This window comes from Lebetimonas sp. JS138, from assembly GCF_000523335.1.
GTDB lineage: Bacteria > Campylobacterota > Campylobacteria > Campylobacterales > Nautiliaceae > Lebetimonas.
On sequence record NZ_ATHT01000001.1, the window covers coordinates 950,306 to 976,050 of the forward strand.

Here is a 25,745-nt window from a genome sequence, read left to right on the forward strand (position 1 = left end):
TTTATAAAAATTTGGTAAAATTTGCAAATTAATTTTTCACTCCACAAAGGAAAAGAATGAAATTATTCGGCACAGACGGGATAAGAGGTAAAGCGGGAGAAAAAATCACACCCTTTTTGGCTACAAAAATAGCAATGGCTTTCGGGGAGACAATAGAGAAAAAAACCGGAAAAATACTGGTCGGCAAAGATACGAGAAGAAGCGGTTATATGATAGAAAACGGAATTGTTTCCGGGCTTACGGCCATAGGATACAACGTTATCCAGATAGGCCCTATGCCGACACCCGCGATTGCTTTTTTAACGGAAGATATGAGATGCGACGGCGGTATAATGATAAGCGCGAGTCATAATCCTTTTTATGATAACGGAATAAAATTTTTTGATGCAACGGGAAATAAACTTGATGAAAAGATAGAAGCAAAAATAGAAGAGCGATATTTTAAAAATGATTTTTCCTTAAAAACAGGAAAAGAAATAGGGAAAAGCAAAAGAATAGACGACGTTATAGGCAGATATATAGTTCATATTAAATCTTCTTTTCCTAAAAATCTTAATTTAAACGGGTTTAGAATAGTAATCGATACGGCAAACGGGGCGGCTTACAAAGTGGCCCCCACTATTTTTGAAGAATTGGGAGCCGATGTAATTACAATAAACAATAATCCCAACGGATTTAACATAAATTCAAATTCGGGAGCCATGCATCCTGAAATTTTGGCGGAAAAAGTAAAAGAATACAGGGCTGATGTGGGTTTTGCACTTGACGGAGACGCCGACAGGCTTGTGGTGGTTGATGAAAAAGGCGAAGTTATCGACGGCGATAAATTACTCGGTGCTTTGGCATACTATTTACATAAAAAAAATAAACTTTCCACCAATAAAACAGTGGTTACCGTTATGAGCAATTCCGCACTTGATAAATTTTTAAATAAATTCGGCATTGAAGTATTAAGAAGCAATGTGGGCGATAAAAACGTATTGGAACTTATGAAAAAAGAAAATATAAATTTTGGAGGAGAACAGTCGGGCCATATAATTTTCAGCGATTATGCCAAAACAGGCGACGGGCTTGTAAGTGCGCTTCAGGTATGTGCATATTTGTTGGAATCGTCTAAAAAAGCGAGTGAGGCGTTTAATCTGTTTGAACTGTTTCCCCAGATTCAGGCAAATATAAATGTGGTGGAAAAAATTCCCCTTCAAAAAATAGACGGGGCAAAAGCACTTTTCGAAGAAATTGAAAAAAACGGATTCAGACATTTAATAAGATATTCCGGAACGGAAAATAAATTAAGACTTTTAATAGAAGGGGAAAACGAAAAAAGAGCAAAAGAGCTTTTAAATAAACTGACGGAATTTTTTAAAAGTAAACTTTCATAAATGGAAAATGGATAATGGAAAATGAGTGTAAATGAGTTAAGCGAATTAAACTCATCTGGCCGTTTGAAAAACGGCCATGATGGAAAATTAAAATTTATTTTTTCTTTTTTAATTATTTTTGTAATAGACCAAGCTATAAAAGTTTTATTTTTAAACGGATTTGAATGGAATAACAGATGTATATCTTTAACACTTGCAATAAATAAAGGCGTTGCTTTTTCTATGTTCAGTTTTTTGGGAAATTATTTAAAATATATTCAGTTAATTTTGATTGTTTTACTGGGATTTTATTTTATAAAAGAAAAAATTATAAATAAACATCCGATACTTAGCGGTATTTTGTTTGGGGCGGCTTTGTCAAATTTGTCTGACAGGTTTATAAGAGGCGGGGTTGTGGATTATGTTTACTGGCACTGCGGATTTAATTTTGCCATTTTTAATTTTGCGGATACAATGATAGATTTAAGTATAATACTGTTTGCTTACTTTTATTTTTTTAAAAAAAATGATAAAATTTCATCCGAGGTCGCATAGCTCAGTTGGTAGAGCACTATCTTGACGTGGTAGGGGTCACAGGTTCGAGCCCTGTTGCGACCACCATTAATTAGTGAGTGGTGAATTGTGAATAGTGAGTTGTAAAAATCTCTATACTACTTACCAATCACAACTCACTACTCACTAAGGATGTAAAATGAAACTTGAAATTCAAAATGTAGGAAATATTGAGATAAAAAATATAGTTTTTGATTTTAACGGAACAATTGCAAAAGACGGAAAAATATATAAAGAAGTGAAAGACAAAATCATAAATCTTGCTGAAAATTTTAATATATATGTTTTAACTTCCGATACCCACGGAAATGCCGCTAAAGAGCTCCAAAATCTGCCGGTTAAACTTACAATATTAAAAACAAACAATCACACAAAAGAAAAAGAGGAATTTGTAAAAAATTTAAAAAACACATTTGCCGTAGGAAACGGAAGTAATGATTCCTTGATGCTTAAAGCTGCAGATATTGGGGTATGTGTAATAAATGAAGAAGGGGCAAGTTCTAAATCGATTATAAATTCTGATGTTATCTGCAAATCCATAATTGATGCTGTAAATTTATTGGAAAAACCAAAAAGAATTATAGCTACTTTAAGAATGTAAAAACATAACCTCTAACTTTTGGAGGAATTTTTTCTTTTCTCATTTTTTCTTTAAATTCTTTTGGCATTGGAGTTTTAATATAAGGTGATATATAGATATATTTTTCATTGTTGTCAACAGCAATTTTTCCCTGAATTACGCAGTTAAAGTTTGTTTTTAATATTTCTTCCCTTTGTTTTGAAGTAAGTAAGACTCCTAATTTTTTAATAATTTTATCTGCTATTCTTATATCAATTTCAGGGTTTGATTTTTCAAAATAGAACAGGTCCTTTTCTCTGTTAATAGGTTTATCAAATAAAAGTTTTTTATCCTTCTCTAAATATTCAAAACTTTTTTTAACCCCTTCTCTAAATTGTGTAATAAATTCATTAGAAAATCTGTGTCTGATTAAATTTCTTACAAATTTTATGTCGTCATTGCTTTTATCGTAAAAATATTTAACACCTGATTCATTCAAGTATGCTAATATTTCATCACGAGATATATTATAAAAAGGTCTATATATTTTATAAAAATCTCTCTCCTCCGTTTTGTCCATTGCTATTAATTCATTAAGTCCCGCACCTTTGCCAAACTGCATTAAAAACCATTCAAACCTGTCATTTAACTGGTGTGCTAAAATAAGTGTATTATAATTAAATTTTTTCATAATTTCTTCAAAAAATTTATATCTGCACTTTCTTGCCTCTTTTTCGCTGAATTTTTCTAATAAACAGTCTTTAATATAAATTTTTTTATTGTATTTTTGGGCCAGTTCTTTGGCATAATCAACTTCTTCATCACTCTCTTTTCTTGTGTGATAATTTACAATGGCTATATCAAATGGTATATTTCTTTCAAGAAGATAAAAAAACAGAGCCGTAGAATCAACTCCCCCTGAAAATGCCAAAAGATTATTTTGTAATTTTTCCAATTAATTCATCTCCTATAAGTTCTTTAATTTTTACATTGTATAAATTACCAATTTCCAGATTTTCTGTTTCACTTTCATTTATTAAAACATCCCCGTCAACCTCAGGTGCCCACAGCTTTGGTCTTACTGTATAAAAAAGACTATCCTCAGTCAATCCGTCAAAATAGCATTTACAGGTTTTTCCAATATATTTTTTAAGCGAATTTATTGTGGCTTCTTTTACAACTTCTTCTATTTCAAAGAGTCTTTTTTCAATAATTTGTTGAGGTATTTTATCTTTTCTTTTATAAGCGCCCGTATCTTCTTCGTCTGAATATGCAAACACATTTACCCTGTCAAACTCATATTCTTCTAAAAACTGTTTAAGTTCTTCAAAATCTTCCTCGGTTTCCCCCGGATGTCCCACAATAACAGAAGTTCTTACAAATGAAAATTCTTTTCTCATATCTTCAAGAAGTGATTTTAATTTTTTAACGCTTGATGGTCTTTTCATAATTTTTAGCATTCTCTCACTTATATGCTGGATTGGTAAATCAAAATAATTTTCCACTACGCTTGAATCAAATATCCTTCTAATCAGTTTTTTAGTTGTGGTGGCAGGGTAAAGGTATAAAATTCTAACTGTTATTCCTTCTATTTTATCTATTTCATCAATAAGCCTAATTAGACCATCTTTTATACCAAAATCCCTTAAATATGAACTGCTATCCTGAGATGCAAGTGAAAAATCTTTAAAGCCCTGTGATTTTAGTCTTTTTATTTCATCAACTATTTCCTCAATTGTACGGGATTTTAATTTTCCTTTAAAATTTGGAATTGCGCAGAATGCACATTTTTGATTGCAGCCTTCGCTGAGCTTTATATATGCGTGGTAACTGCTTCCTGTAATAATTCTTTCTTCATTGTGGATTAAATATATATTTGGGCTAAACTGAGACTTTTTATTTTCAATCAATTCATCAATTCTGTTGAAATCCCCGACGCCACTCCAAATATCAACTTCAGGTATCTCTTTTGGCAGGATCTCTTTGTATCTTTCGCTTAAACATCCTGTAACTGCTAAAATGGCATTTTCTTTTTTAACTTGCGCTAAACTTAAAATTGTTTCAATACTTTCCTCTTTTGCAGCTTCTATAAAGCCGCAGGTATTTACGATAATAACATCCGCTTCATTTGGGTTGTCTGTTAGTTTATAATCTTTAAGACGAGCTAGCATTACTTCTGAATCTATTAAATTTTTTACACACCCTAGAGATGCTAAATACAGTTTTTTCAAAATTCTCCTTTTTTGATTTATTTTATCAAAGTGATATAATTAAATCAATAAAAATTAATAAAAGGTGAAAAGTGGATAAGTTGGGACTATTTGTCGGTTTGATTTTGTCTATTATCGGAATGTATTATATTGATAAAAATATTTTATTATCTTTTGAGCTAAATCAGAGCAAATGGTTTGGAAAATATGTTTTTTTTGCTGCTTTTAATATTTTGGTTTTATGGGTTTTGTGGGTATTTTATAAAAAATTCAGAGGTATTTTAAAAATTTTAATGCCTCTTTTATTTGGAATAATAATTTTGTTTATAGGGGTTAAGCTTGCGTAAATTGATTGTTTTATTCGGTTTGTTTTTTAGTTTTTTATATGCAATATCTCAACCAGTAATAGATTTAAGAATGGATGAATGTAAATGGGATAATAATCCAAATACATATGAAATAAACAATAGTGGTAATTCAGGGAATACATATAATGCCACAGCTTTAAATGGCGCAAATACAACTGAAGGAAAAATTTGCAGAGGCGGTGATATAAATTCAACTTCAACAGAAGATAAAGCAGTTTTATTAAAAAATAATTATAAACTGCCTAAAAAATACACACTTAATGTATGGATTAAATTTCCTTTGAATACGCAGGGGCATAAAGATTTTGAAGTATGTACAAATTATTTTTTTGGGATTTGTTTAGAATATAATATAGTAAATTATTTCAATATTGCAGACAGGGTTGGAAGTAAATATGATTTTATCTATTTTACTGAAGAAAAAAGCTGGTTTTCAGATTCGTGGACTTTAAATGTAGATGATGATAATGGCGGGGACAGTATAAATTTCAATCCTCAAAATCTTAATGGATGGCATATGCTGACTTTTAAAATAACTAACAAAAATACGAAGTTTTATTTGGATGGGAAATATTATGATAAATTTAATACTCATCCTAATACAGGATATTTAGGGCTTATATTTAACAGTGATTATGGAAGCAATACAGACAATGAGCCAAACGGTCAGTCAATCGGAACTGATGTGGATGAATTTGAAATATACAATACCACATTAAGAAAAAGAAATATTAGAATTATTTATAATAATGAAAAGAGTGGAAAAAATTATGATGGAAGTGAAAGAATATGCCCTTCCTGCGGAGGCACTCAGGAAATAAACGGAACTTTTAATGCAGTTGATTATGTTTCAGGGCAGTGTAATGCTTTGAATGACTGGGATGACAATATAACCACAAAAATTGTAAATAAAGATTTTAATTTAACAGTTTTGGCAAAAGATAAAGATTTAAATGTTCCACTTGAGGCAAATATTACAAAAGTTGATTTTTATGAATATAATTCAAACGACTGTAGTGGAAATTATAATATAGAAAATATTTGTACTAACTGTGGCCAAACTTCTCCTACCGGCTGTCTGGGTATTTCTGATGTTAAAGTAAATAAAGCTGTAAAATGTATAAAGGTCCATATAGAAGGAAATGTTACCAATCCGCTAAATCCGATACAGGAAAGTAATGCAACCGATAATTTTGCCGTGAGACCTGAAAGTTTTGAAATAACAAATATTCCTTCAAATATTAAAGCCGGGGATGAGTTTAATTTAACCCTAAAAGCTTTAGATGTTAACGGTAATCCTTCAAAAGATTATAATGAAAGCGTAAATATTAATGGAGCTAGTCCCGATTTGGAATACAATATTTCAAAAAATAATTGTGATAACGGAAATTTAGAATTAGTTAGTGGTGGTAGTTTTAAGGATGGAATTGCAACAGTTATATTAAAATATAGCGAAGTTGGGGATGTTAATTTGACGCTTAAAGAAGTAAATGGCAGTGAATTTTCAATTGCTGATAATGATGACACTTCTGATAATGATAGGCTAATAGTGCCTGCAGAAGCTAAAATTTCAGTTTCTCCTGATCATTTTGACATTAATGCAAGTATTCAAAATTATGATAAAAATTTTACCTATTTGGATAATGATTTAAATTTATATTCAATTTTGGATATTAATATTACTGCAAAAAATAAAGACAATAAAACCACAACGAATTATAATAAAGACTGTTATGCTAAAGATATTGATATAAATATTTCAAAAAACTTAGCTCCTATACCTAATTTGGATAAAATAAAATATTATTATATTGATGCAAAAGATAATAAATCAAATATTTTTTCTCAGGATATTAATAAAACTGTCCAAATACATTATAAAGATACTAATTTTACAACCGATAATAACGGTTCTACTAAAATAAGTTTGTTTATTAATTTTGACAGAAACAGTTCAAATGCTGTAAATCCATTTGATATGAACATTAGTGAAATTAATTTAACTGACAAACAGGCAAACGGAAATACTCAAAATATAGGAAAAGTACTTTATTATTACGGAAATTTAGTACTTTTTGACGAAAAAGTCACAAGCGATGAATTTGATACAAGAAAAGATTATTTTATAGTTTATGACAATAATGAAAGTGATGATAAACTACCTTCAAATAATGAAATACTGCCTGATTGGTATGTAAACAGTTATCATAATACCATTGATGGAAATATAAGCAACAGTGATATTGTTGTATCAAGCGATTATAACGCTTCTAATCAAATAAACGGTGTTGAGGTAAGTGTGAATTCTATTCAAAATGGAAAAATCACTTTTCATATTAAAAGAACGAATTCATCAGTTAACTTTGCGGTTGTGCATTTGCTTGAACCTAATTTAAAATGGCTCTGGTATTCAAGATATGGAAATGATTACAACATTTCACCTAACTCTACCTGTTTAAATCATTTTTGTTTTAGTATAACTTGGGAAAACGGAGAAAAAGGGGTTATTAAAAGCGGAGAAACAAAAGGAACAGAATCAAATACTACAAAAGTAAATGAAACAAAAAGAGGTGTTAAAATTTTTAGATAAAAATATTATCAATAAGCCTTGTTTCTCCAACTTTTGCAGCAATTAAAATTATTGTGTTTCCAGGAATAATTTCTTTTATATAGTTAAAATCCCTGTCTACAAAAGCAATATACTGAAGCTCGTCTATATCCAAAATTTTCAGCATTTCTTCTTTTATTTTGTCTGTGTCTTTAATAGTAGCTGATAATTTTGCGGCTCTTTTTAGCGATTTTGAAATACTAAGAGCCCTTTTTCTCTCATCTTCGCTTAAATAGATATTTCTGCTTGAAAGTGCCAGTCCGTCTTTTTCCCTGGCTGTGTCACATTCCACTATTTCAATATCAAAAAAGAAGTTTTTTACCATCTGTTTTATTAAATATAGCTGTTGGGCGTCTTTTTTGCCAAAATATGCTTTTGTTGGGCGGATAATATTAAAGAGTTTATTTACCACCTGCAAAACACCGTCAAAATGTCCTGGTCTATTGAAACCTTCGAGTATATATCCTTTTACTTTCGGGGCTTTTATTAAAACCTCATCTTCACTGTACATATTCTCAGGTGTCGGGGTAAAGACAGCGTCAACCACCGCGCGTCTACATATTTCAAAATCAGCTTCAAGCCTTCTTGGATATTTGTTAAAATCTTCCCCCGGTAAAAACTGGGTTGGATTTACAAAAATTGAAACTATTACAAAATCATTTTCTTGTTTTGCTTTTTTTATAAGGCTTAAATGCCCTTCATGCAAAGCGCCCATTGTTGGTACAAAACCGATATTGCCTTTTAAGCTTTTTGTGTATTCAATGGCCTCTTCGGGTGAGCTTAAAATTTTCATAACCAGCCTTTTTTGGTAGAATTATATAAAAAAAACAAGGAATTAGATGGACGCATTCGAATATTCTGAATTAAGTAAAGAACTCGAAAATAAACTTAATAACATAAAAGCTATTTTAAAACCGGATGAAATAAAAAAAAGACTCTCTGAAATTGAACAAATGGAAAACGAGCCTGAATTTTGGAATGATCCTAAAAAAAGCGCAAAAATTCAAAAAGAAAAAAATATTTTATTAAAAAAACTGAATAAATATCTTGAAGTTGAAAAAGAACTTATGGATAACAACGATATGTATGAGCTGGCCAGTGCCGAAGAAGATGAAGAGACACTGGGAGAAGTTTTTAATGAAGCGCAAAAATTAAAAGATAAAATAAGAGAACTTGAAATTGAAGTAATGCTAAGTGATGAAAATGATTCAAAAAATGCAATTATCACAATTCATCCGGGTGCCGGGGGGACTGAAAGCCATGACTGGGCGAGTATGCTTTATCGTATGTATTTAAGGTTTGCCGAAAGAAAAGGCTGGAAGGTAAAAGTGCTTGATTATCAGGCCGGAGATGAGGCCGGGATAAAAGATGCTACAATTTTGATAGAGGGTGACAATGCCTACGGATATTTAAAAACAGAAAACGGAATTCACAGACTCGTAAGGGTTTCCCCGTTTGACAGCGGCGGCAGGCGACATACTTCATTTGCTTCCGTTCAGGTTTCCCCTGAAATAGACGATGATATTGATATAGAAATTGATCCGAAAGATATCAGACTTGATGTGTTCAGGGCAAGCGGAGCCGGGGGACAGCATGTAAATAAAACGGAAAGCGCAGTCAGAATTACACATATCCCCACAGGTATAGTAGTGTCCTGCCAGCAGGACAGAAGTCAGCATAAAAATAAAGAAATGGCGTTTAAAATGTTAAAGTCAAAACTTTATGAATTTGAAGCTGAAAAAAGAAGAGCCGAAGAAGAAGGAAAACCGAAAGATGAAATGGGGTGGGGCCATCAGATAAGAAGTTATGTGCTGTTTCCTTATCAGCAGGTAAAAGATGTTAGAAGTAATAAGGCATATTCAAAAGTTGACGATATACTTGACGGGGATTTGCAGGAAATTATAGAAGATGTATTAATTAGTGAAAAGGAAAAAAGCTGAAAAAAGCGTTAACTTTAATAGAACTTATTTTTACCATGGTAATAATTGCTTTTACATTTACTGTAATTCCAAAAATAATTCAAATTTCAAACAAATCTCTTATGTTTTCAAAAAAAGAGGATGCGATATTTAATATGATGAGTAAAGCTATGGATATTTCATTAAAAGAATATGATGAAAAAAATACAAAATATGATGATATATTATTAACAGGAAATCAAAATATTTTAGAATGTAATACAACTACTAATTACAGAATAGGCGGATTTGTCGGAAGCAGAAACTGTATAAACCACATTGAAGAGAGTGCTATAGGAGCTGATTCAAATGAGCCCCCTTATGATGATGTGGATGATTATAACGGTTTTCATGAAACATTAAGTTATGGTCATACAACTTATGATATAAATGTAACTGTTGGTTATACAGATGAATGGAATAAAAACAATTATAACGGAACTTCACTGGATTTTCATTTTACAAATACAAGTAATAATAAGAAAACTAATATAAAAAGAATAGAAATTAAAGTTTCTCAAAATGGTAAAGAAATTTCTTCTGTTAAATATTATTCTGCAAATATCGGGCATATAAAAATCGGAAGTGTGCAATGGTAAAAAGAGCTTTTACTTTAATTGAAATGATTTTTGTAATTGTTATTTTGGCTTTTATTGCTATCGGCAGTTTTAATTTAATTTCAAAACTTTATAAAAGAAACTACATAGCAAAAACTGAAAGCGATTTTGAATATTTTTCCCAGCAGCTCGCTGATCAGCTGTCAATTTTTTTATATAACAGAATTCCTTTGAGTGTAATTGGTTATAACGGAAATGATTTTAAATATATTGGTGAGATTGGTGAAAATGAAAATTATCCTGTAATGGAATGGATTGGAGAGCTTAACGATGCAAAAACCGGTAGAAATTTAAGCGGTTTTGCGGATTTATATGCCAGCAGCAAGCCAAATCTTAAAGCACTTGATTTTAATTCTTCTTTTGTTAATGATGTTTTGCATAACAAATACAATACTTCAAATAATTTAGATAGTTTAACAGCGGTGATTTTTGCAGGGACATTTGATGAGGGGGGCCAGGAAGTTTTAACTGATTATAAAAATGCATTTGGATGGCATAATCATAATCATAACTATGTTTTTACAATATCAAATTATACCCAAAATGGAAATAACTGTTTTTTAAGTTTAAATGATACAGACGGCAAAAGAATATATGCCAAATTTTATCTGGCCGACAGTGCCTATGCACTGGCGCTTGGAAAAGATATAAACAAAAATGCCACGTGTATAGCCAATCTTCATATTCCGGATAATGAATTGGATAATACTCTTTTTTTATTTTACAATTACAGACCATGGAAGGGTGATACTTTTTGTGCGGATAATAATGGAAATCCGGAAGGAAACGTTACAGTATTGGCTCAAAATGTAAAAGGATTTAAATTTAAAAAAGTAAATTCACATCTTGAAATGTTTTTTACATTTTTTAAAAGCAGGGGTGATATTAATATCTCCGTTTCCAAACAAAAGGTAGTATTTTGAGAAAAGGTATAGGACTTATTTGGGCGATTATAATATTGCTTTTAATAGCTACATTAATGACTGCTGTTACAAAAATAGCATTTTTCAGTGTTAAACATACAAGCGATACTTATATGATTCAAAGGGCCCAGCTTTTTATGCAAAGTGCAATTGAAAATGCGATTTTAGCAATTGAGGGATATGATAGAAGCGGTGGAAATTGCCTTAAAACAATTCATTTTACAGATGAAGATGGCAGATTTAAAGCCAATATTACGATTTTGAGATATTATATTTATAAAAAATGCCCAAATAACTGTAATATATGTGTTCCTATAAAAACAGGTTTTTCAAACGGATATGTATTAATGGACGTAAAAGTTGCAAGTTTAAACAGTGCAAAAAATGACAATAAAAAAATAGTGCTTGAAAAAGTTACCCTCCAAAGGCCGTGAATGAGAGCATTTAGTTTGATAGAACTTATTTTTGTTTTAGTAATTATGGGAATACTTTCATTTGTGGGAATGCAGTTTATTCCAAATGAAACGCCTTTAAGTGATTCTGAAATTTTGAAAAAACTTATTTTAACTAAAAAAACGAATGCTCTCGGGTATAAAATTTTCGGTGAAAACAATGAAACGTGTATAAAATTAACAAAAAACGATATTAACAGTGAAGAAAATGCTTCAAGAGCCAAATACCGCTTTAAATCTGACATTCAAGTCAGCGGGTTAAGCGGCGATTTACTCTGTTTTGATTATATGGGAAGGCCTTATGACGGAGGAGTGGACGAAAAGCTTACACATTTGCTTAAAAATTTTGTTACAATAACATTAATTTATAAAAATAAAGAAAAAAATTTAACGCTCTATCCTGTAAGCGGATATGTAAGGTAATTAATGGAAAATGTCTATTTTTTAACTAAAGATTATATGTATGAATACATTGACGGAAGAGTTGTAAAAAAAGAACTTAAAAAAGAAAAAGGTATTTATACTTCAATAATTTATTTTAAAGATATTTTTAATAATACATTTAAACTCCCTGCGGATTTAAATAAAGACGAATTGGTTATAGAAGCTGAAAAAACGGTTTTTAACGAAGCCACGCTTGATTTGAGTAAAGAATATAAAATTAATTATAAATTTCAAAAATTTGATGATTATTATTTGGTGGATGCTTTTATAGCTGAGGCTGACAGGTTAAAAGAAGAATTTTCCGATATTATTAAAAAATTTAAATATATCGATTTTGTCGGGGCCGCCCCTTTTGTTTTCGAAGAATATTATAATATTGCAAATATAATTCCCAAAAACGATATATTTATATTTTTTACTCCAAAAGACGCATTTTTGGTGGGATTTAAAGATAAAAAATTTGTTTTTGTCAAAAGTCTGGATAAATTTTCCAAATTGGCTGCAATTACAAATCTTAAAGAAGACGCCCTTATCACTCTTTTAAAAGAAAAAGGCTTAAATAAAACATCTTATGAAAATGATGAATTTTTTAATAAAATAGAAAGTTTTTTTTCACAGTTTTTTATGAAAGTGAATAATTTGATTAATTATTCCAAAAATTTTTACCATATGGATGAAATTAACAGGATATTTTTTTATTCAGATATAAAAATAAACGCTTTAATTGAAACGTATGAAAATTTTTGGCATTTAAGCGGTATTGAATTTAAAAAATTTGAAATTGAGAGCGAATATGACCCGTTTGAATATTGTGCAACTGTATATAATGCTAAAAATTATAATAATGAAGAAGTCAATTTCAGTATTTTTTTAAGACCTCCGAAATTTTATAAAACAAAAAGCGGTAAATTTGTGGTATTTTCTTTTATTATTTTAATGTTTTTATTAATTGACGGAATATACAAATATTATTTGATAAACAATCAACAAAAACAGATTTCAAGATTGCAAAATTTTTTTCAAAAAAAAGAAAAAGAAATAAAACTGGTTAAACTTTACATAAAAAAACATAAAGACAAATTTGACAAAAGAAAAAGAAAATACTGCAAATATTGACACCCAAACAGAAGACATTTCATCAAAAATAGATTATTTATATGGTTTAAAAGTTAAAAAATCCCTTTTCAATGAAATAGCCGATGCAGTTGATTTTGCGGTTAAACATAATTTACAAATTATAAAATTTGAAAAAAACAAAAATAAAATAAACTTAATGATAAAAAGCAATATTGACAATTCAGATTTAATTGCAAAATTTGTAAAAAAACTTATAGATTTGGGATATAAAAATGTTTTCTCCAATAAAATTACCAATAAAAAAAACAGATATATCACTGTAATAAAGTATAATGATGAATAGATTGGAAGAATTTTTACAAAATCTTGATAAAAAAAATTTATTATTACTTTATTTATCTGTATTTATAATCGGAATTATTATTTATTACAATTTTAATTATAATCTTTTAAGTTCAAAAATTGATGAAAACAGCCGATTGATTGGTGATTTGGAAAATAAAGCAAATGTTTCATTAAAAAAATACAATACAAAACTGGCAAAACTGAAAAAAGAATATAGAAATTTAAAAATAAAAGAATATTCAAAGCTTCAGGATCTGGATTATTTAAATAAAAAAATTGATTTAAGTATTTTGAATATAAATGATAAAAATTTCTACTCCCTGCTTGAAAATATTTTGTATAAAAGTTCGGTTTTAAATTTAAACCCTAATTTCTATATTAGTAAAAACAATAATAATTTTAAAATTTACAATATAGAAATAAACGGGACTTTAGGGTATTGCAATGAAAGAAATTTATTCAATCTTATTAAATTTTTGGAATCCCAAAAATATGTAAACAGTGTAGAGAGTTGTTATATTGATGAAAACAGATCAAATTTTTACATAAAATATAATGTTTGGGGACTTAAATGAAAAAATTTTTATTTTTATTAGCAGGGATTTTTTTATATGCGGGTATTAGCAATGCTTTAATGGAAATAGTAAAAATAGAAAATTTTAAACCTCGTTTTAAAAAAATATTTTTACCAGCATGTACTTTAAAAGGAAAAAAAACTGTATTAAACAATACTGTTAGTAATTTGAATTTAAAACTGGAAGCGATTTTTAATAAAAAAGCCCTTATTAACCATAAATGGGTGAGGGTTGGAAACAGTGTAAAAGGTTATAAAATAATAAAAGTGTTTCCAAAAAAAGTGATTTTGAAAAAAAACAACAAATATGTTGTTTTAAAATTTGAAAGTAATATTTTAAAGGTTAAAAAATGAAAAAAATATTTCTGTTTTTAATTATTGCAATAACTCTTTTTGCCACAGATTGTAATAAAAAACTCTTTACCCTGCATCTAAAAAGCCCTGTAAAATTCAGTAACATTATTTCAGACATATCAAGCGAATGTAATTTAAATGTGGTAATTATTGATAAAAAAGCAAAGGATATTTTAAATACCGATATAAATTATATAAATATTGACAATGTCTCTTTAAAGGATTTTTTAAACACCCTTTTTGATGTTAAAAATCTTTTTTATAAAATAGAAAACAATAATATATATATATCTTATTATAAAACAAAGACATTTAAGCTCGATTTTGTACCAAATTCCATAACCGGTGTTTCAAATGTAAATACAACCGACAATACGGTAAAAACCGATTACAGTTTTGATTTTTGGCAGAACCTCAGAAATAATTTGATAAATATTCTTTCAAATATTAACGGAGATTATAAAAAGCCCGTAATTGATAAAAATTCCGGGCTGATAACAGTAACGGCGAATAAACCGCAAATGGATCAAATAAAAAAATATCTCAATGATTTAAGCGACAGGCTTCATAAAGAAGTGTTAATTGATGTTAAAATTTACAGTGTGGAACTCTCAAAATCACATCAGACTGGTATAGACTGGTCAAAACTCAATATTGCAATGGATGCTTCGAATATTCCTCTCAGGGCGGCATATATTGGAGGCAGTGAATCTGTTTTCAATTCGGCAACGTTTAATATAAGCGGATTTTTAAATTTTTTAGCTCAAAATGGAAATGTAAATTCAATATCCAATCCTAAAATAGTAACACTTAATAATCAAAAAGCGTTAATCAGAGTAGGGGATACGATTTATTATAAATATGCAAATGAAATTACCACAAATTCAAACGGAAATCCCACAGCATCATATGAAATTAATTCAACGTTTGTTGGGGTGGTTCTTGATATAACCCCCCAAATTAGCGATAACGGGAATATAATTTTAAGTATAAGTCCCAGAATAAGCGCTTTTAAAAATCCAGGTCAGCTCAAAGATACAAAAAGAGATATGCCGCCTGATACAAAAGATAATTCGTTAATTAGCGTTGTCAGGATGAAAAATAACCAAACACTTGTTTTAGGAGGTCTTATTACGGACGATTCCAATGTAAATGTAAACGGAGTTCCTGTTTTAAAAGAAATCCCTTTGGTTAAATATCTTTTTTCTTCAAAAGACGAAATAACTTCAAGAAAAGAGCTTGTATTTGTTATAACCCCGCATATTATCGATTTAAATACCAAAAAAACGCTTAAAGATTACGGTTTTAAGAAACTTCCGGGTTTAGAGGATTTGGATGTTAAGTGATTTAATAAATGAATTTGAGGATAAAATAAATTTGAAAGATTATTTTTCTTATGTAAATTTTGAAATAATTAAAGAATCACTGCTTTCTTCAAAATCAAATATTATTTTTCTTTTGGGAGAACCGGGAAGCGGAAAAAGTTTTTTACTGAATTATCTTTTTAATAATTTTAACAGTTATATTTTAATAAAAGAACCCTTCGAAAGTAAAGAAGAATTTTTTAGGATTGCGGGAGAAATAAATAATAAAAAAATATTAATAGACGAAGCCCAGCTTTTGGACATTAAAATACTTGAATTTTTAAGAATATTAAGCGACAGGGGAAATCAGGTTGTTTTTGCGATGCACAAAATTGAAGGGGAAAAAATTGCAAAACTTCCACAGTTTTTTTCAAGATACAATGAGAAAATTTATTTAAAACCGTTGAATTTTGAAGACTTTCAAAAATATGTGACAGCAAAATTTCTAAAATATAACAAACCGGAATTAATAAATAAAAAAATACTTAAAAAAATTTATAACCTTTCCGGAGGTAATTTCAGGCTCTGCAAAAAAATAGTGTTTACCTCTTTGTTTCTTTTAAATTATTCTTTGAAAAATTCGTTGAAATACAGGAAAATAGATAACTGTATTTTAACAATGAGTGCTATAAAACTGGGATTAAAATGACTTTTTACGAATTGGAAAAAGAGTGTAAAAAAAGAAAAAGAAACTCGTTTTTGTTATTGATGTTCTTAATTTTTTTAATGTTAAGTATCGGTTTGAGCGCTTATTATTTTTCATTTAAAAAAGATAAAAAGATAAAAAAAACAGAAAATAAAAAAATTAAAAAAGTTCAAAAGACAAAAAAAATTAAAAAAATAAAAAAAACAGAAATTTTAAAACCGATAATAGATTTAAATATATCTGTTGATGAAGCTAAAAAAAAGATTAAAAAGGAAGTTAATAATACAAAAATTATTAAATCCAAAAAAGAATTATTAAATATTTCAACCCTGCCTTCTTTTGAAACATGTATAACACTGGCTAAAAATTATTATAAAAACGGTGATTATGAAAATGCTTTAAAATGGGCAAAAAATGCCAATTTGCAAAATAAAAATAAACCTGAAAGCTGGATTATCGTGGCCAAAAGTCTTTATAAATTAAATCAAAAACAAAAAGCGATTAAAATTTTAAAAATTTATTATGATTATACTAAAAATAAAGATATTTTAAATCTTATAGAAAGGATGAAAAATGGGGAAACTTTTTAGTGTTTTTATTTTATTGACAGTTTTTTTAAATGCTTCAATAATTGATGAATATAAAAATAAAAATTATAATAAAGTATGCAGTTATAAAAATATAACGAAATATAAAAAAAATGAAAAAATTCTTTCTATTATCGGTGATTCCTGTGTTAAAACAAATAATTTATATATGCTTCCGTATACAATAAATTATTTAATACACACGTCAGTCGGAAGAAAAAACGCAATCTATTTTTTGGTTATATTTAACGAAAAAAAACTTCTTTATTCATTTTTGTTTGATAATTTTAATATAAACAGTTTTGATTTTCCAAAAACCGATCATGTTTTATCTGTAGTGTTTAATGCTGTTAAAAATAAACAATATAAAAAAATAGGAGATATTTATTTAATTAAAAATAAAAATCTAACGATAAAAATGTATAAAGAAAATGATAAAATGATAATAGAAGAATATAATCAAAAAGAATTATTAAAAAGGTATTGGTTCAGATGATTAGAAAAAATGTAAGACTTGGGGATTTATTAATACAAAATAAAATAATTAACGAAGAAGAATTAAACAAAGCTCTCGAAAAACAAAAAGAATTAAAAAAAGAAGGGGTTTATAAAAAACTCGGCGAAATATTAATTGAACTCGGTTTTGCAACGGAAAAAGAGATACTTGAAACACTTTCTCGTCAGCTCGGATATCCTTTTGTAGATTTGTTTGGTGAAAAAGTAGATTATGATTTGATGAGCTCATTTCCAATTGCTTTGCTCGAAAGACATAAAATTCTGCCTTTTAAAAAAGATGACGAATATATTTATGTTGCCACTTCAGACCCGCTTGATTATGAAGCGGTAGAAACGGTTGAAAAATTTTCTCCAAAACCTCTTCAAATATATATATCTTTAAGCAAAGATATAAATGCCATATTTGAGAGATTAAAAGTTACCCTTTCAACCAATGAATCGATTAAAAAGGTAAAAATTGAACTTCAAAAAGGAGGCGGGAAAAATATAGCCGCAATAGATGAGCTTTTGGATGTAATAATTCAAAATGCGATAAAACAGCGTTCAACCGATATTCATATAGAACCGGGAAGATACAATTTTTCGGTAAGAAGCAGAATAGACGGGGTTTTAAGAGAGCTTTTTTCTTTCGATAAAGATATATATTTTCCTTTGATTTCCAAAATTAAACTACTCTCAAATATGGATATCAGTGAAAAAAGAAGGCCGCAGGACGGAAGATTTACAAAAAATTATAATAACCATATTTATGATTTCAGGGTTTCCACCACACCGACATTGCACGGTGAAAGCGTTGTTTTAAGAGTTCTTGACCAGCAAAAAATTCTTCTTAGACTTACCGAACTTGGAATGAGCGAATACAACTTAAAAAGATTTGAAAAACTTATCCACACCCCTTATGGAATAGTGTTTGTAACAGGTCCTACAGGAAGCGGTAAAACAACCACTTTATATGCTGCGTTAAATGAATTAAAAGGTGTTGATAAAAAAATTATTACAGTGGAAGACCCTGTGGAATATGAAATTCCTCTGATTCAACAAATTCCCGTAAATTATAAAATAGGTGTAACATTTGCCGTGGCTTTAAGAAGTATTTTAAGGCAGGACCCTGATATTATAATGATAGGTGAAGTCAGGGATACTGAAACACTCACAGCTTCCATTCAGGCGGCACTTACGGGACATTTGGTACTCGCCACACTTCATACAAACGATGCACCAAGTGCAATTACAAGAATGGTTCAGATGGGGGCGGAGAATTATCTGGTGGCCGACGCTTTAATCGGAGTGGTTGCCCAAAGACTTGTAAGAAAAATTTGTCCTTATTGCAAAGAAGTTTTTCATCCAAGCAAGCAGGAACTGGAATTAATAAAACCGTATTTAAAAGAAAATATTACCTTTTACAAAGGCAAAGGATGTAAGGAATGTAATTTTACAGGATATTTGGGACGTGAAATGATAAGCGAAGTATTAATTATTAATGACAAACTGGCCCATTTGATAGCGAACAGCAAAGACAAGGTTGAAATTCTCGAAATCGCAAAAGAACTTGGGTTTGTAAGTATGATAGATGACGGTATAAATAAAGTAAAAGCCGGTATTACTACATTAGAAGAAATCTTGAGGGTTGTAAAAGTAGATGTTGTTTAAAATTAATTATATTAGTAAAGGAAAATTAAATTCAAAAATCATTAAGGCAAAAAATGTAAAAGAAGCTATTTTTTTATTAAAAAAAAGAGATAACAGAGCTATTGTAAAAAATATTGAAGAAATAGAAAAAGCTTCGGTTATAGATGAACTTTTAACAAAACTTGATTTAGCAAAAATAGATTTGGAAGAATATATAAGCGTTATTGATCAATTATATGTAATGCTTGATGCCGGACTTGGTATAGATACAGTAATAGATAATATAAAAGAAAATATAAAAAATAAAAAATTAAAAAAAATTTTTTATGCTATTTCTAACGATATTAGAGCAGGGCTTTCACTTAGCGAAAGTGTTAAAAAATTTGAAAAAGATTTGGGTACATTAAGTACAGCAATGGTTTCTTTGGGTGAAGAAACAGGAGATTTGGCAAGGGCGATGCATGATCTCTCTCAAATTTTAAGTGAAATTTTGGAAAATAGAAAAAGGCTTAAAAAAGCAACCCGTTATCCTGTTTTTATTATATTTGCAATGATGATTGCATTTGTAGTGGTGATTTTATTTGTAATTCCTCCATTTAAATCCCTTTTTGCCTCTCTTCATACCGAATTGCCGCTTCCTACAAGGTTTTTATTGTGGATAGAATATGCTTTTGAACAATATGGACTTTATGTATTAGCAGGTGCTATAATAATTTTTGGAATATTAACATATATTTATAATACCAGTGAAAAAGCAAGACTTAAAATGGATAAGTTTATGCTGAAAATCTATATAGTTGGGCCTGTTATTAAGCTTGCCATGATTGGAAGGTTTATTTTTGTAATGCAAAGACTTATTGATGCGGGGATTCCTATAATTAATGCGGTGGAAATTGCTTTAAATATTGTTGATAACAGATTTATCTACAAAAGACTGATACTGATTAAAAATTCCATTCAGATGGGTGGGACTGTAAAACAGGGATTTGTTGAGAGCGGACTGTTTGAAAATATGATAATTCAAATGATAGCGGCGGGGGAAGAATCGGGCTCGCTTGTACTTATGCTTCAAAAAGCAAGCAATTATTATCTGAATAAATACAGGTATATTGTTGATAATATAGCAGCACTGATTGAGCCTGTTTTAATAGCTGCAATAGCGGGATTTGTATTTACACTGGCACTTGGAATATTTTTGCCGATGTGGAACCTTACAGAGGCAATGCAATAGGAGAAGATATGGGGATAGAGACGGGAAGTATAATAACGGCAATTATCAGTACAATAATTTTAGCTTTTGCTTTATGGATAATTTATAAAGTTTCCAATATTTAAAAAATTATGAAATATTTATTAAAACGCTCGACTTTTAAAACACATTGTAGTATAATTAAAAAAAATAAAGAAAAGGAGTAAAAATGAGAAAAGGTTTTACGTTAATTGAACTTATTTTTGTTATTGTAATTATCGGTCTTTTAGCAGCAGTTGCGGTTCCTAAATTTTTGAATCTTAAACAAAATGCTGAGGCATCACCATTGGTAGGGGCAATTAATGATTTAAATGGAAGTGGTGGAGCAAGTGCTTATCTTAATGCAACAGAATTGAATGGTGTTAAAGATACAGATTTAAATTTAACAAATTTATATAAATTTGAAGGCGGTTATTGGAAAGTATCAAATGACAATAAAAGTGCCATATATAGAGACGGGTATAACGATTTAAATGCCACTTTTACTTATAACAATGATGGTACAGTAACTATAACAAATTATTGTGATACCTCAACAGATCAGGGAAAAGCAGTTGAAAATTATTTAAAAGCTCATGGTTTAGATTGCTCACCAGGTGGAACTTCCTATACTATAGATTTAGCAACACAAAAATAATTAATGAAAAAAGCGTTTACATTAATAGAACTTATTTTTGTAATAGTTATCATAGGTCTTCTGGCCTCTGTGGCCGTTCCTAAATTTACACATCTTACAACAAATGCTAAAAATTCCGCGCTTAAATCAACAATTACCTCTGTTCAATCCGCAATTGACAATATCCATTCTCAGTGGATTGTAAATGATGATTTTAAATGGATCGGGGCTGACGGAATTGACCATTCAGCAGATTTTGATGATAATACAGGATATCCTAAAAAACTTGATGACGGAAAAAATACTGATAAGCTTTTTTCTTATATATTAAAAGTGCCCGTACTTTCTTGCGGAAATAAAAATTCCGGATGTTTTGAAGAGTATGATGACAATAAATACGAATATAAATACAATTCTTCAAAAGATTTAAAATTTGAATATAATTCAACAAACGGTCTTATTGTCTGTGATAATGGAGATGGCGTAACTAAAGAGGAATGTGAAAATCTGTTTTTTAAATAGGATGATAAATTCTAAATCCTTTTTTTTCTTTTGCCAATTCTATTTTTCCGTTATGGGCTTCTATTATTTCCTTGCTTAAAGCAAGTCCAAGACCGTTACCTTTTGTTTTTGTGGATTTAAAAGGTGTAAAAAGAATGTTTTTATCCTCTATTTCTTTTCCGGAATCATAAATATTAATAATATGATAATTATCTTTTTTATCGTATAAAATTTCAATTAATCCTTCTTCATTTTCATCTTCTTCTATTGCATCAATCGCATTTATTAACATATTTTGAAGAACGAGTAATATTAAATCATAATCGGCATTTATTTCAATGTCAGGTAAAAAGAATATAAATTCTATATTTTTAGAATAAGAATAATATTTTATAATCTCTTCCAAATCTTTTTGTAATTCGCTTAAAAAAAAGATTCTTTTATTAAGTTTTAAGCCTTTTGAAAAAAGAAGAGTCGATTTAATTATTCTCTCAATCCTGAAAATCGAGCTTTTTGCTTCATTGATTAATTCGTTATTTGGGCATTCTTTTTTTAATAAAGACAAAAGTATGGAAATAGAACCTATTGGGTTTCTGATTTCATGGGCTAAGTGTGCCGCCATCTGTCCCATAGAGATTAGTCTTTCATTTCTTTTTTGCTCTGTTATGTCGGTAGCGCTTATTATTTTTTTATTTTCGATTTTTGAGCTTCTGATTAAATAAACTTTTTTATTTATTTCTATTTCGCCTTCGTTTGGAATAAAATCAAACTCATTGGTTTTAGAATTTTGGGCAATAATTTCCCCGTTTTCATCTATTACCCACAGGGCATGAGGTAAAAATTCTATAACCCCGTTTAATATATTTTTAAGTTCGATAAATTCGTTTTCTACTTCATAAGTCCTCTGAATTAATGTTTCAAGATTTTTTATCAGCTCTTCATTTTCTTTTGAAAGTTTCATTTAATATATTCCTCAATGTTTTCTCTCAGTTTTCTTTTTAAAACTTTTCCGGTGGCATTTTTTGGAAGTTCTTCTATTACATAAAAAGCTTTTGGAATTTTATAATTTGCAAGATGTTCTTTTAAAAATTTTTTTAGTTTTAATTCTTTAAAATCGGCTTCTTCTTCAAGCTCAATAAAAGCAACCGGTATTTCATCGTTATTTTCTTTTTTCCCAATTACAGCACACTCTTTGATTCCCGGAAATTTCAGACAGATTTCTTCGATTTCCCTTGGATAAATATTAACGCCTTTAGAGATAATCAAATCTTTTTTTCTGTCAAGTATATAAATATATCCGTCTTCATCTATTTTTCCTATATCTCCCGTAAGCAGCCATCCGTTAATGATGCTCTGTTGAGTGGCGTCTTCCCTTTTATAATAGCCTTTCATGACATTATCGCCTTTTACGATAATTTCACCGGCAACTCCTCTCGGCACTTCAATTAATTCATCATTTACTATTTTTACTTCAACACCCGGTATTGCGGGGCCGACTGAAAAAGGTTTTTGAAGTTCGGCTCTGTTGACGGCTACTACAGGCGAGCATTCGCTAAGTCCGTAACCTTCAAGCAGTTTTGCCCTTTTGAATTTTTTTGAAAATCTTTCAAGTACTTCACCGGCGAGTGGTGCGGCACCTGAAACAAAAAACCTTATTTTATTAAACCAGTGAAAATAAAAAGGAAGTTTTGCCCTTGAGAGTGCAGAATAAACATCCGGAACGCCTGTGAAAATTGTAACTCTTTTTAGTAGGGTCTGTTTTATAATATTACTAAAAGGCATAATTGAGCGTATTATTACAACAGGTGAGCCGTAAAACATGGGAAGAAGTATGTTTACAGTTAAAGTAAAAGAATGAAACATTGGAAGATACGCTATAAATCTGTCTTTATTTGTGAGTTTAATAAGCTCATTTACCCCGTAGATGTTTGAGAAAAAATTTTTGTATGTAAGCATTGCCCCCTTTGGTTTTCCGGTAGTTCCGGATGTATAAATAATTACCGCCAAATCATCTCTTTTAGGAAGCTCTTTTATTTCATGTGATTCAAAGTTTGAGAGAATTTCTGAAAAAGAGATATTATTTTCATCTATATTTTCAACTTCACCTTCCCATATTATTTTTTTAATATTTGTATTGTTTCTTATATTTTTTAGATTGTTTTTAAATTTGCTTGAAGCTATTAAAATTTCAGCTTCAGTGTCATTTAAAATAAAAGTAATTTCTTCTTCTTTTAAAAATGTATTAACCGGTATAGCAACGGCAGAGAGTTTTTGTATGGCAAGAATTGCAACAATAAATTCTATTGAATTTCCAACTAAAACAGGAACTAAATCACCTTTTTTAACACCTATAATTTCCAAAGCCCTGGCAAACGTGTCAACTTTTTTTTTGACTCTCTCCCAGGAAATTTTTCTGTTATTTAGAAAATAGGCAGGTTTGTTTTTTAAATTTTTTGCATTTTTTTCAAGTATTTCATAGAAGTTATTATATTGATAATTCATAAAATTACCTTTTTATCATTATTATATCAAATTATTAATTTTCCATTTTATATTCTCAATTATCCATTATTTAACAGTGAATTGTATATCTCTTTTTGTGATTTATCACTGATTTTAGCAAGAAGTTTTGATTTTTCTTTTATGGAAAGGTTAAGGTTTAATATGTCTTCATATGTTAAATTTAGCATTTTTGTTTTTTTTGCCTTGTCTATTACAACAACCCATTCGCCTTTGGTATTATCTAACTTTATATCTTTTGCTTTTGCTTTTATAAATTTTTCATGAATTTTTGATATTTCTTTTATTAGAAAAATTTCTCTGTTTTCATCTATTTTTTGAATTTCTTTAATCAGTTTTTCAATTCTGTGAGGAGCTTCGTAAAGAATAGAAATTTTGCCTGCTTGCATAATTTCATATAATTTATCGGTTCTTTCTTTTCCTTTATTCGGTAAAAACATATAAAAACAAAATTCACCTTCAAATCCGCTTGCAACATATGCCGTTACAAATGCACTCGGTCCCGGTAAAACAGTGTAAGGTATATTGTTTTCCTGACAAAACCGAATTAATTTACTGCCTGGGTCGCTGATTCCGGGCATTCCCGCATCACTGACGTAAGAGCATTCTTTTGTTTTTAGAAGATTTATATCCAGGCTGTTAATTATTTTTGATTCATTATGTGAATGCATTGAAATAAATTCTTTATTTAGGGGAATCTTTAAAAGATTTAGAAGTTTTTTTGTAACCCTTGTATCTTCGCAAAATATAATTTCGGAATTTTCAAGGGCTAAAAGAGCCCTTTTTGTAATATCGGCTAAATTTCCAATGGGTGTTGGAACAAAATATATCAATTATTTTAAGCCGTATTTTTTCTTAAATTTCTCTACTTTTCCGCCTCTGTCTAAGTTTCTTTCCTGTCCTGTATAGAAAGGATGACATTTGTCGCATACTTCAATTCTCAGTGTAGGTTGATTTGAAAGTATTTCAAAAGTGTGACCGCATGTGCATGTAACCTGACAAGTTAAATATTTGGGATGTATATCTTTTTTCATTTATTGCTCCTTATAGTGCTTCTTTAGCTTTTTGAACAACCGCAGCAAAAACTTCAGGTTCATTCATAGCTAAATCGGCAAGTATTTTTCTATCAAGTTCGATGCCGGCTTTTTTAAGACCGTTTATAAATCTTGAATAACTAATATCGTTTAATCTGCATGCGGCATTAATTCTTACTATCCATAATTTTCTAAAATCTCTTTTTTTCTGTTTTCTGTCTCTAAAAGCGTATACTAAACTTCTTTCAATCTGTTCTTTGGCTTTTCTAAAATGTTTTCTTCTGCCAGAATAGAAGCCTTTAGCCATTTTTAATATTTTTTTATGTCTTTTTCTTCTTACCGTTCCTGTTTTTACTCTCATTATTTCTCCTTGTTTTTTGGCGTGCAAACTGTCGCAACTTAGCCTTTTAGGCGGGGTCTTTTACCCACTTGGCCACTTCTACACTAAACTCCTAAAAGTTCTCTTACTTCTTTTATGTTTGCTTTTGCAACATATTTAGGGGCTCTAAAATTTCTTTTTCTTTTTTGTGATTTTTTAGTCAAAATATGGCTTCTAAAAGCGCTTCCTCTTTTGATTTTACCGCTTTTTTTAACTTTGAATCTTTTAGCCGCCCCTCTGTTTGTTTTCATTTTAGGCATTTTAAGCTCCTTACTCAAATTGAG

At 29.6% G+C, this 25,745-nt stretch carries 31 protein-coding genes and 1 tRNA gene; 23 read left to right on the top strand and 9 right to left on the bottom strand.

The genetic code is table 11. From position 1 onward, the window contains the following. Positions 1–56 precede the first annotated feature (56 nt). The 4 genes from glmM to DZ67_RS0105445 all read left to right on the top strand — a co-directional run bounded on the left by glmM (position 57) and on the right by DZ67_RS0105445 (position 2,532). On the top strand, positions 57–1,379 hold the full coding sequence (gene glmM, locus DZ67_RS0105430) for a phosphoglucosamine mutase (protein WP_024787655.1): 1,323 nt from the start codon (positions 57–59) through the stop codon (positions 1,377–1,379). Positions 1,380–1,400: 21 nt separating this feature from the next. Then, positions 1,401–1,913: a signal peptidase II gene (lspA, locus tag DZ67_RS10255; protein ID WP_024790882.1), complete on the top strand. Its 513-nt coding sequence runs from the start codon at positions 1,401–1,403 to the stop codon at positions 1,911–1,913. Continuing rightward, positions 1,904–1,979 (top strand) — tRNA-Val (locus tag DZ67_RS0105440). Before lspA ends, DZ67_RS0105440 begins: the two co-directional genes overlap by 10 nt. A 91-nt stretch (positions 1,980–2,070) precedes the next feature. Continuing rightward, positions 2,071–2,532, top strand: coding sequence for an HAD family hydrolase (locus DZ67_RS0105445; protein WP_024787657.1), 462 nt, complete (start codon positions 2,071–2,073; stop codon positions 2,530–2,532). Here DZ67_RS0105445 and tilS read toward each other — a convergent pair. Next, the gene (tilS, locus tag DZ67_RS0105450; RefSeq protein ID WP_024791858.1) at positions 2,516–3,445 is read right to left on the bottom strand and encodes a tRNA lysidine(34) synthetase TilS; all 930 of its coding nucleotides are present in this window, start codon (positions 3,443–3,445) and stop codon (positions 2,516–2,518) included. The two genes, DZ67_RS0105445 and tilS, sit on opposite strands and share 17 nt — an antisense overlap. After that, positions 3,426–4,721, bottom strand: coding sequence for a 30S ribosomal protein S12 methylthiotransferase RimO (rimO, locus tag DZ67_RS0105455; RefSeq protein WP_024787659.1), 1,296 nt, complete (start codon positions 4,719–4,721; stop codon positions 3,426–3,428). Before rimO ends, tilS begins: the two co-directional genes overlap by 20 nt. Positions 4,722–4,792: 71 nt before the next feature. Between rimO and DZ67_RS0105460 the strand changes: the two genes are divergently transcribed. Both DZ67_RS0105460 and DZ67_RS0105465 read left to right on the top strand, forming a co-directional pair. Then, positions 4,793–5,047, top strand: coding sequence for a hypothetical protein (locus tag DZ67_RS0105460; RefSeq protein WP_024787660.1), 255 nt, complete (start codon positions 4,793–4,795; stop codon positions 5,045–5,047). Continuing rightward, positions 5,040–7,658 (top strand): hypothetical protein, encoded by a 2,619-nt coding sequence (locus tag DZ67_RS0105465; RefSeq protein ID WP_024790883.1) that lies wholly within the window; start codon positions 5,040–5,042, stop codon positions 7,656–7,658. Before DZ67_RS0105460 ends, DZ67_RS0105465 begins: the two co-directional genes overlap by 8 nt. Here DZ67_RS0105465 and panC read toward each other — a convergent pair. Next, entirely contained in the window at positions 7,651–8,469 is an 819-nt protein-coding gene (gene panC, locus DZ67_RS0105470) for a pantoate--beta-alanine ligase (RefSeq protein ID WP_024787662.1), read from the bottom strand. The genes DZ67_RS0105465 and panC overlap by 8 nt on opposite strands. A gap of 46 nt (positions 8,470–8,515) precedes the next feature. Between panC and prfB the strand changes: the two genes are divergently transcribed. The 17 genes from prfB to DZ67_RS10890 all read left to right on the top strand — a co-directional run bounded on the left by prfB (position 8,516) and on the right by DZ67_RS10890 (position 21,549). Further along, positions 8,516–9,616 (top strand): peptide chain release factor 2, encoded by a 1,101-nt coding sequence (prfB, locus tag DZ67_RS0105475; RefSeq protein WP_024790884.1) that lies wholly within the window; start codon positions 8,516–8,518, stop codon positions 9,614–9,616. Positions 9,617–9,651: 35 nt separating this feature from the next. Then, a complete protein-coding gene (locus DZ67_RS0105480; RefSeq protein ID WP_024787664.1) occupies positions 9,652–10,233 on the top strand; it encodes a hypothetical protein in 582 nt (193 codons plus the stop codon). Next, positions 10,227–11,174, top strand: coding sequence for a type II secretion system protein (locus tag DZ67_RS0105485; RefSeq protein ID WP_024787665.1), 948 nt, complete (start codon positions 10,227–10,229; stop codon positions 11,172–11,174). The genes DZ67_RS0105480 and DZ67_RS0105485 overlap by 7 nt, the downstream gene beginning before the upstream one ends. Next, the gene (locus DZ67_RS0105490) at positions 11,171–11,608 is read left to right on the top strand and encodes a hypothetical protein (RefSeq protein WP_024791859.1); all 438 of its coding nucleotides are present in this window, start codon (positions 11,171–11,173) and stop codon (positions 11,606–11,608) included. The genes DZ67_RS0105485 and DZ67_RS0105490 overlap by 4 nt, the downstream gene beginning before the upstream one ends. Next, positions 11,609–12,049: a type II secretion system protein gene (locus DZ67_RS0105495; protein WP_024791860.1), complete on the top strand. Its 441-nt coding sequence runs from the start codon at positions 11,609–11,611 to the stop codon at positions 12,047–12,049. It begins immediately after the preceding gene. 3 nt (positions 12,050–12,052) lie between these two features. Next, positions 12,053–13,186: a hypothetical protein gene (locus tag DZ67_RS0105500; protein WP_024791861.1), complete on the top strand. Its 1,134-nt coding sequence runs from the start codon at positions 12,053–12,055 to the stop codon at positions 13,184–13,186. Beyond that, on the top strand, positions 13,152–13,490 hold the full coding sequence (locus DZ67_RS0105505; protein WP_024791862.1) for a hypothetical protein: 339 nt from the start codon (positions 13,152–13,154) through the stop codon (positions 13,488–13,490). Before DZ67_RS0105500 ends, DZ67_RS0105505 begins: the two co-directional genes overlap by 35 nt. After that, positions 13,483–14,067, top strand: a complete 585-nt coding sequence (locus tag DZ67_RS0105510) for a hypothetical protein (protein WP_024791863.1) — start codon at positions 13,483–13,485, stop codon at positions 14,065–14,067. The genes DZ67_RS0105505 and DZ67_RS0105510 overlap by 8 nt, the downstream gene beginning before the upstream one ends. Then, positions 14,064–14,420: a hypothetical protein gene (locus DZ67_RS0105515; RefSeq protein WP_024791864.1), complete on the top strand. Its 357-nt coding sequence runs from the start codon at positions 14,064–14,066 to the stop codon at positions 14,418–14,420. Before DZ67_RS0105510 ends, DZ67_RS0105515 begins: the two co-directional genes overlap by 4 nt. Beyond that, positions 14,417–15,766, top strand: a complete 1,350-nt coding sequence (locus DZ67_RS0105520) for a type II secretion system protein GspD (protein WP_024791865.1) — start codon at positions 14,417–14,419, stop codon at positions 15,764–15,766. Before DZ67_RS0105515 ends, DZ67_RS0105520 begins: the two co-directional genes overlap by 4 nt. Then, positions 15,756–16,433, top strand: a complete 678-nt coding sequence (locus DZ67_RS0105525; RefSeq protein WP_024787672.1) for an ATP-binding protein — start codon at positions 15,756–15,758, stop codon at positions 16,431–16,433. The genes DZ67_RS0105520 and DZ67_RS0105525 overlap by 11 nt, the downstream gene beginning before the upstream one ends. Further along, the gene (locus DZ67_RS0105530; RefSeq protein ID WP_024790886.1) at positions 16,430–17,020 is read left to right on the top strand and encodes a CDC27 family protein; all 591 of its coding nucleotides are present in this window, start codon (positions 16,430–16,432) and stop codon (positions 17,018–17,020) included. The genes DZ67_RS0105525 and DZ67_RS0105530 overlap by 4 nt, the downstream gene beginning before the upstream one ends. After that, complete coding sequence (locus DZ67_RS0105535; protein ID WP_024787673.1) at positions 17,004–17,513, top strand: hypothetical protein; 510 nt, start codon at positions 17,004–17,006, stop codon at positions 17,511–17,513. Before DZ67_RS0105530 ends, DZ67_RS0105535 begins: the two co-directional genes overlap by 17 nt. Next, a complete protein-coding gene (locus DZ67_RS0105540) occupies positions 17,510–19,183 on the top strand; it encodes a GspE/PulE family protein (protein ID WP_024791866.1) in 1,674 nt (557 codons plus the stop codon). Before DZ67_RS0105535 ends, DZ67_RS0105540 begins: the two co-directional genes overlap by 4 nt. Beyond that, complete coding sequence (locus DZ67_RS0105545; protein ID WP_035907168.1) at positions 19,173–20,393, top strand: type II secretion system F family protein; 1,221 nt, start codon at positions 19,173–19,175, stop codon at positions 20,391–20,393. Before DZ67_RS0105540 ends, DZ67_RS0105545 begins: the two co-directional genes overlap by 11 nt. A 187-nt stretch (positions 20,394–20,580) precedes the next feature. Beyond that, on the top strand, positions 20,581–21,048 hold the full coding sequence (locus DZ67_RS11060) for a type II secretion system protein (protein WP_024787675.1): 468 nt from the start codon (positions 20,581–20,583) through the stop codon (positions 21,046–21,048). A 3-nt stretch (positions 21,049–21,051) separates the two neighbouring features. Next, a complete protein-coding gene (locus tag DZ67_RS10890; protein ID WP_024787676.1) occupies positions 21,052–21,549 on the top strand; it encodes a type II secretion system protein in 498 nt (165 codons plus the stop codon). Here DZ67_RS10890 and DZ67_RS0105565 read toward each other — a convergent pair. The 6 genes from DZ67_RS0105565 to rpmI all read right to left on the bottom strand — a co-directional run bounded on the left by DZ67_RS0105565 (position 21,542) and on the right by rpmI (position 25,721). Further along, positions 21,542–22,489, bottom strand: a complete 948-nt coding sequence (locus DZ67_RS0105565; RefSeq protein ID WP_024791867.1) for a sensor histidine kinase — start codon at positions 22,487–22,489, stop codon at positions 21,542–21,544. The genes DZ67_RS10890 and DZ67_RS0105565 overlap by 8 nt on opposite strands. Beyond that, positions 22,486–24,030 carry a long-chain-fatty-acid--CoA ligase gene (locus DZ67_RS0105570; protein ID WP_024787678.1) on the bottom strand — a complete coding sequence of 515 codons (1,545 nt, stop codon included), beginning with the start codon at positions 24,028–24,030 and terminating at the stop codon, positions 22,486–22,488. Before DZ67_RS0105570 ends, DZ67_RS0105565 begins: the two co-directional genes overlap by 4 nt. Positions 24,031–24,089: 59 nt before the next feature. Beyond that, a complete protein-coding gene (gene rsmI / locus DZ67_RS0105575) occupies positions 24,090–24,881 on the bottom strand; it encodes a 16S rRNA (cytidine(1402)-2'-O)-methyltransferase (protein ID WP_024790888.1) in 792 nt (263 codons plus the stop codon). Next, positions 24,882–25,082 (bottom strand): 50S ribosomal protein L31, encoded by a 201-nt coding sequence (rpmE, locus tag DZ67_RS0105580; protein WP_024787680.1) that lies wholly within the window; start codon positions 25,080–25,082, stop codon positions 24,882–24,884. Positions 25,083–25,092: 10 nt separating this feature from the next. Next, positions 25,093–25,446 (bottom strand): 50S ribosomal protein L20, encoded by a 354-nt coding sequence (gene rplT / locus DZ67_RS0105585; protein ID WP_024789829.1) that lies wholly within the window; start codon positions 25,444–25,446, stop codon positions 25,093–25,095. 80 nt (positions 25,447–25,526) lie between these two features. Further along, on the bottom strand, positions 25,527–25,721 hold the full coding sequence (rpmI, locus tag DZ67_RS0105590; protein ID WP_024787682.1) for a 50S ribosomal protein L35: 195 nt from the start codon (positions 25,719–25,721) through the stop codon (positions 25,527–25,529). Positions 25,722–25,745 lie beyond the last annotated feature (24 nt).

Excerpts from the sequence above, each read along its gene's own strand:
- DZ67_RS0105485 (WP_024787665.1), top strand. The coding sequence starts at position 10,227 with ATGGTAAAAAGAGCTTTTACTTTAATTGAAATGATTTTTGTAATTGTT.
- DZ67_RS0105545 (WP_035907168.1), top strand. The coding sequence starts at position 19,173 with ATGTTGTTTAAAATTAATTATATTAGTAAAGGAAAATTAAATTCAAAA.
- DZ67_RS11060 (WP_024787675.1), top strand. The coding sequence starts at position 20,581 with ATGAGAAAAGGTTTTACGTTAATTGAACTTATTTTTGTTATTGTAATT.
- DZ67_RS0105540 (WP_024791866.1), top strand. The coding sequence starts at position 17,510 with ATGATTAGAAAAAATGTAAGACTTGGGGATTTATTAATACAAAATAAA.
- DZ67_RS0105535 (WP_024787673.1), top strand. The coding sequence starts at position 17,004 with ATGGGGAAACTTTTTAGTGTTTTTATTTTATTGACAGTTTTTTTAAAT.
- DZ67_RS0105445 (WP_024787657.1), top strand. The coding sequence starts at position 2,071 with ATGAAACTTGAAATTCAAAATGTAGGAAATATTGAGATAAAAAATATA.
- DZ67_RS0105520 (WP_024791865.1), top strand. The coding sequence starts at position 14,417 with ATGAAAAAAATATTTCTGTTTTTAATTATTGCAATAACTCTTTTTGCC.
- DZ67_RS0105570 (WP_024787678.1), bottom strand. The coding sequence starts at position 24,030 with ATGAATTATCAATATAATAACTTCTATGAAATACTTGAAAAAAATGCA.
- DZ67_RS10890 (WP_024787676.1), top strand. The coding sequence starts at position 21,052 with ATGAAAAAAGCGTTTACATTAATAGAACTTATTTTTGTAATAGTTATC.
- DZ67_RS0105500 (WP_024791861.1), top strand. The coding sequence starts at position 12,053 with ATGGAAAATGTCTATTTTTTAACTAAAGATTATATGTATGAATACATT.
- DZ67_RS0105565 (WP_024791867.1), bottom strand. The coding sequence starts at position 22,489 with ATGAAACTTTCAAAAGAAAATGAAGAGCTGATAAAAAATCTTGAAACA.
- DZ67_RS0105525 (WP_024787672.1), top strand. The coding sequence starts at position 15,756 with ATGTTAAGTGATTTAATAAATGAATTTGAGGATAAAATAAATTTGAAA.
- rpmE (WP_024787680.1), bottom strand. The coding sequence starts at position 25,082 with ATGAAAAAAGATATACATCCCAAATATTTAACTTGTCAGGTTACATGC.
- panC (WP_024787662.1), bottom strand. The coding sequence starts at position 8,469 with ATGAAAATTTTAAGCTCACCCGAAGAGGCCATTGAATACACAAAAAGC.
- DZ67_RS0105515 (WP_024791864.1), top strand. The coding sequence starts at position 14,064 with ATGAAAAAATTTTTATTTTTATTAGCAGGGATTTTTTTATATGCGGGT.
- glmM (WP_024787655.1), top strand. The coding sequence starts at position 57 with ATGAAATTATTCGGCACAGACGGGATAAGAGGTAAAGCGGGAGAAAAA.
- prfB (WP_024790884.1), top strand. The coding sequence starts at position 8,516 with ATGGACGCATTCGAATATTCTGAATTAAGTAAAGAACTCGAAAATAAA.
- DZ67_RS0105495 (WP_024791860.1), top strand. The coding sequence starts at position 11,609 with ATGAGAGCATTTAGTTTGATAGAACTTATTTTTGTTTTAGTAATTATG.
- DZ67_RS0105530 (WP_024790886.1), top strand. The coding sequence starts at position 16,430 with ATGACTTTTTACGAATTGGAAAAAGAGTGTAAAAAAAGAAAAAGAAAC.
- DZ67_RS0105480 (WP_024787664.1), top strand. The coding sequence starts at position 9,652 with ATGGTAATAATTGCTTTTACATTTACTGTAATTCCAAAAATAATTCAA.
- rpmI (WP_024787682.1), bottom strand. The coding sequence starts at position 25,721 with ATGCCTAAAATGAAAACAAACAGAGGGGCGGCTAAAAGATTCAAAGTT.
- lspA (WP_024790882.1), top strand. The coding sequence starts at position 1,401 with ATGAGTGTAAATGAGTTAAGCGAATTAAACTCATCTGGCCGTTTGAAA.
- DZ67_RS0105510 (WP_024791863.1), top strand. The coding sequence starts at position 13,483 with ATGAATAGATTGGAAGAATTTTTACAAAATCTTGATAAAAAAAATTTA.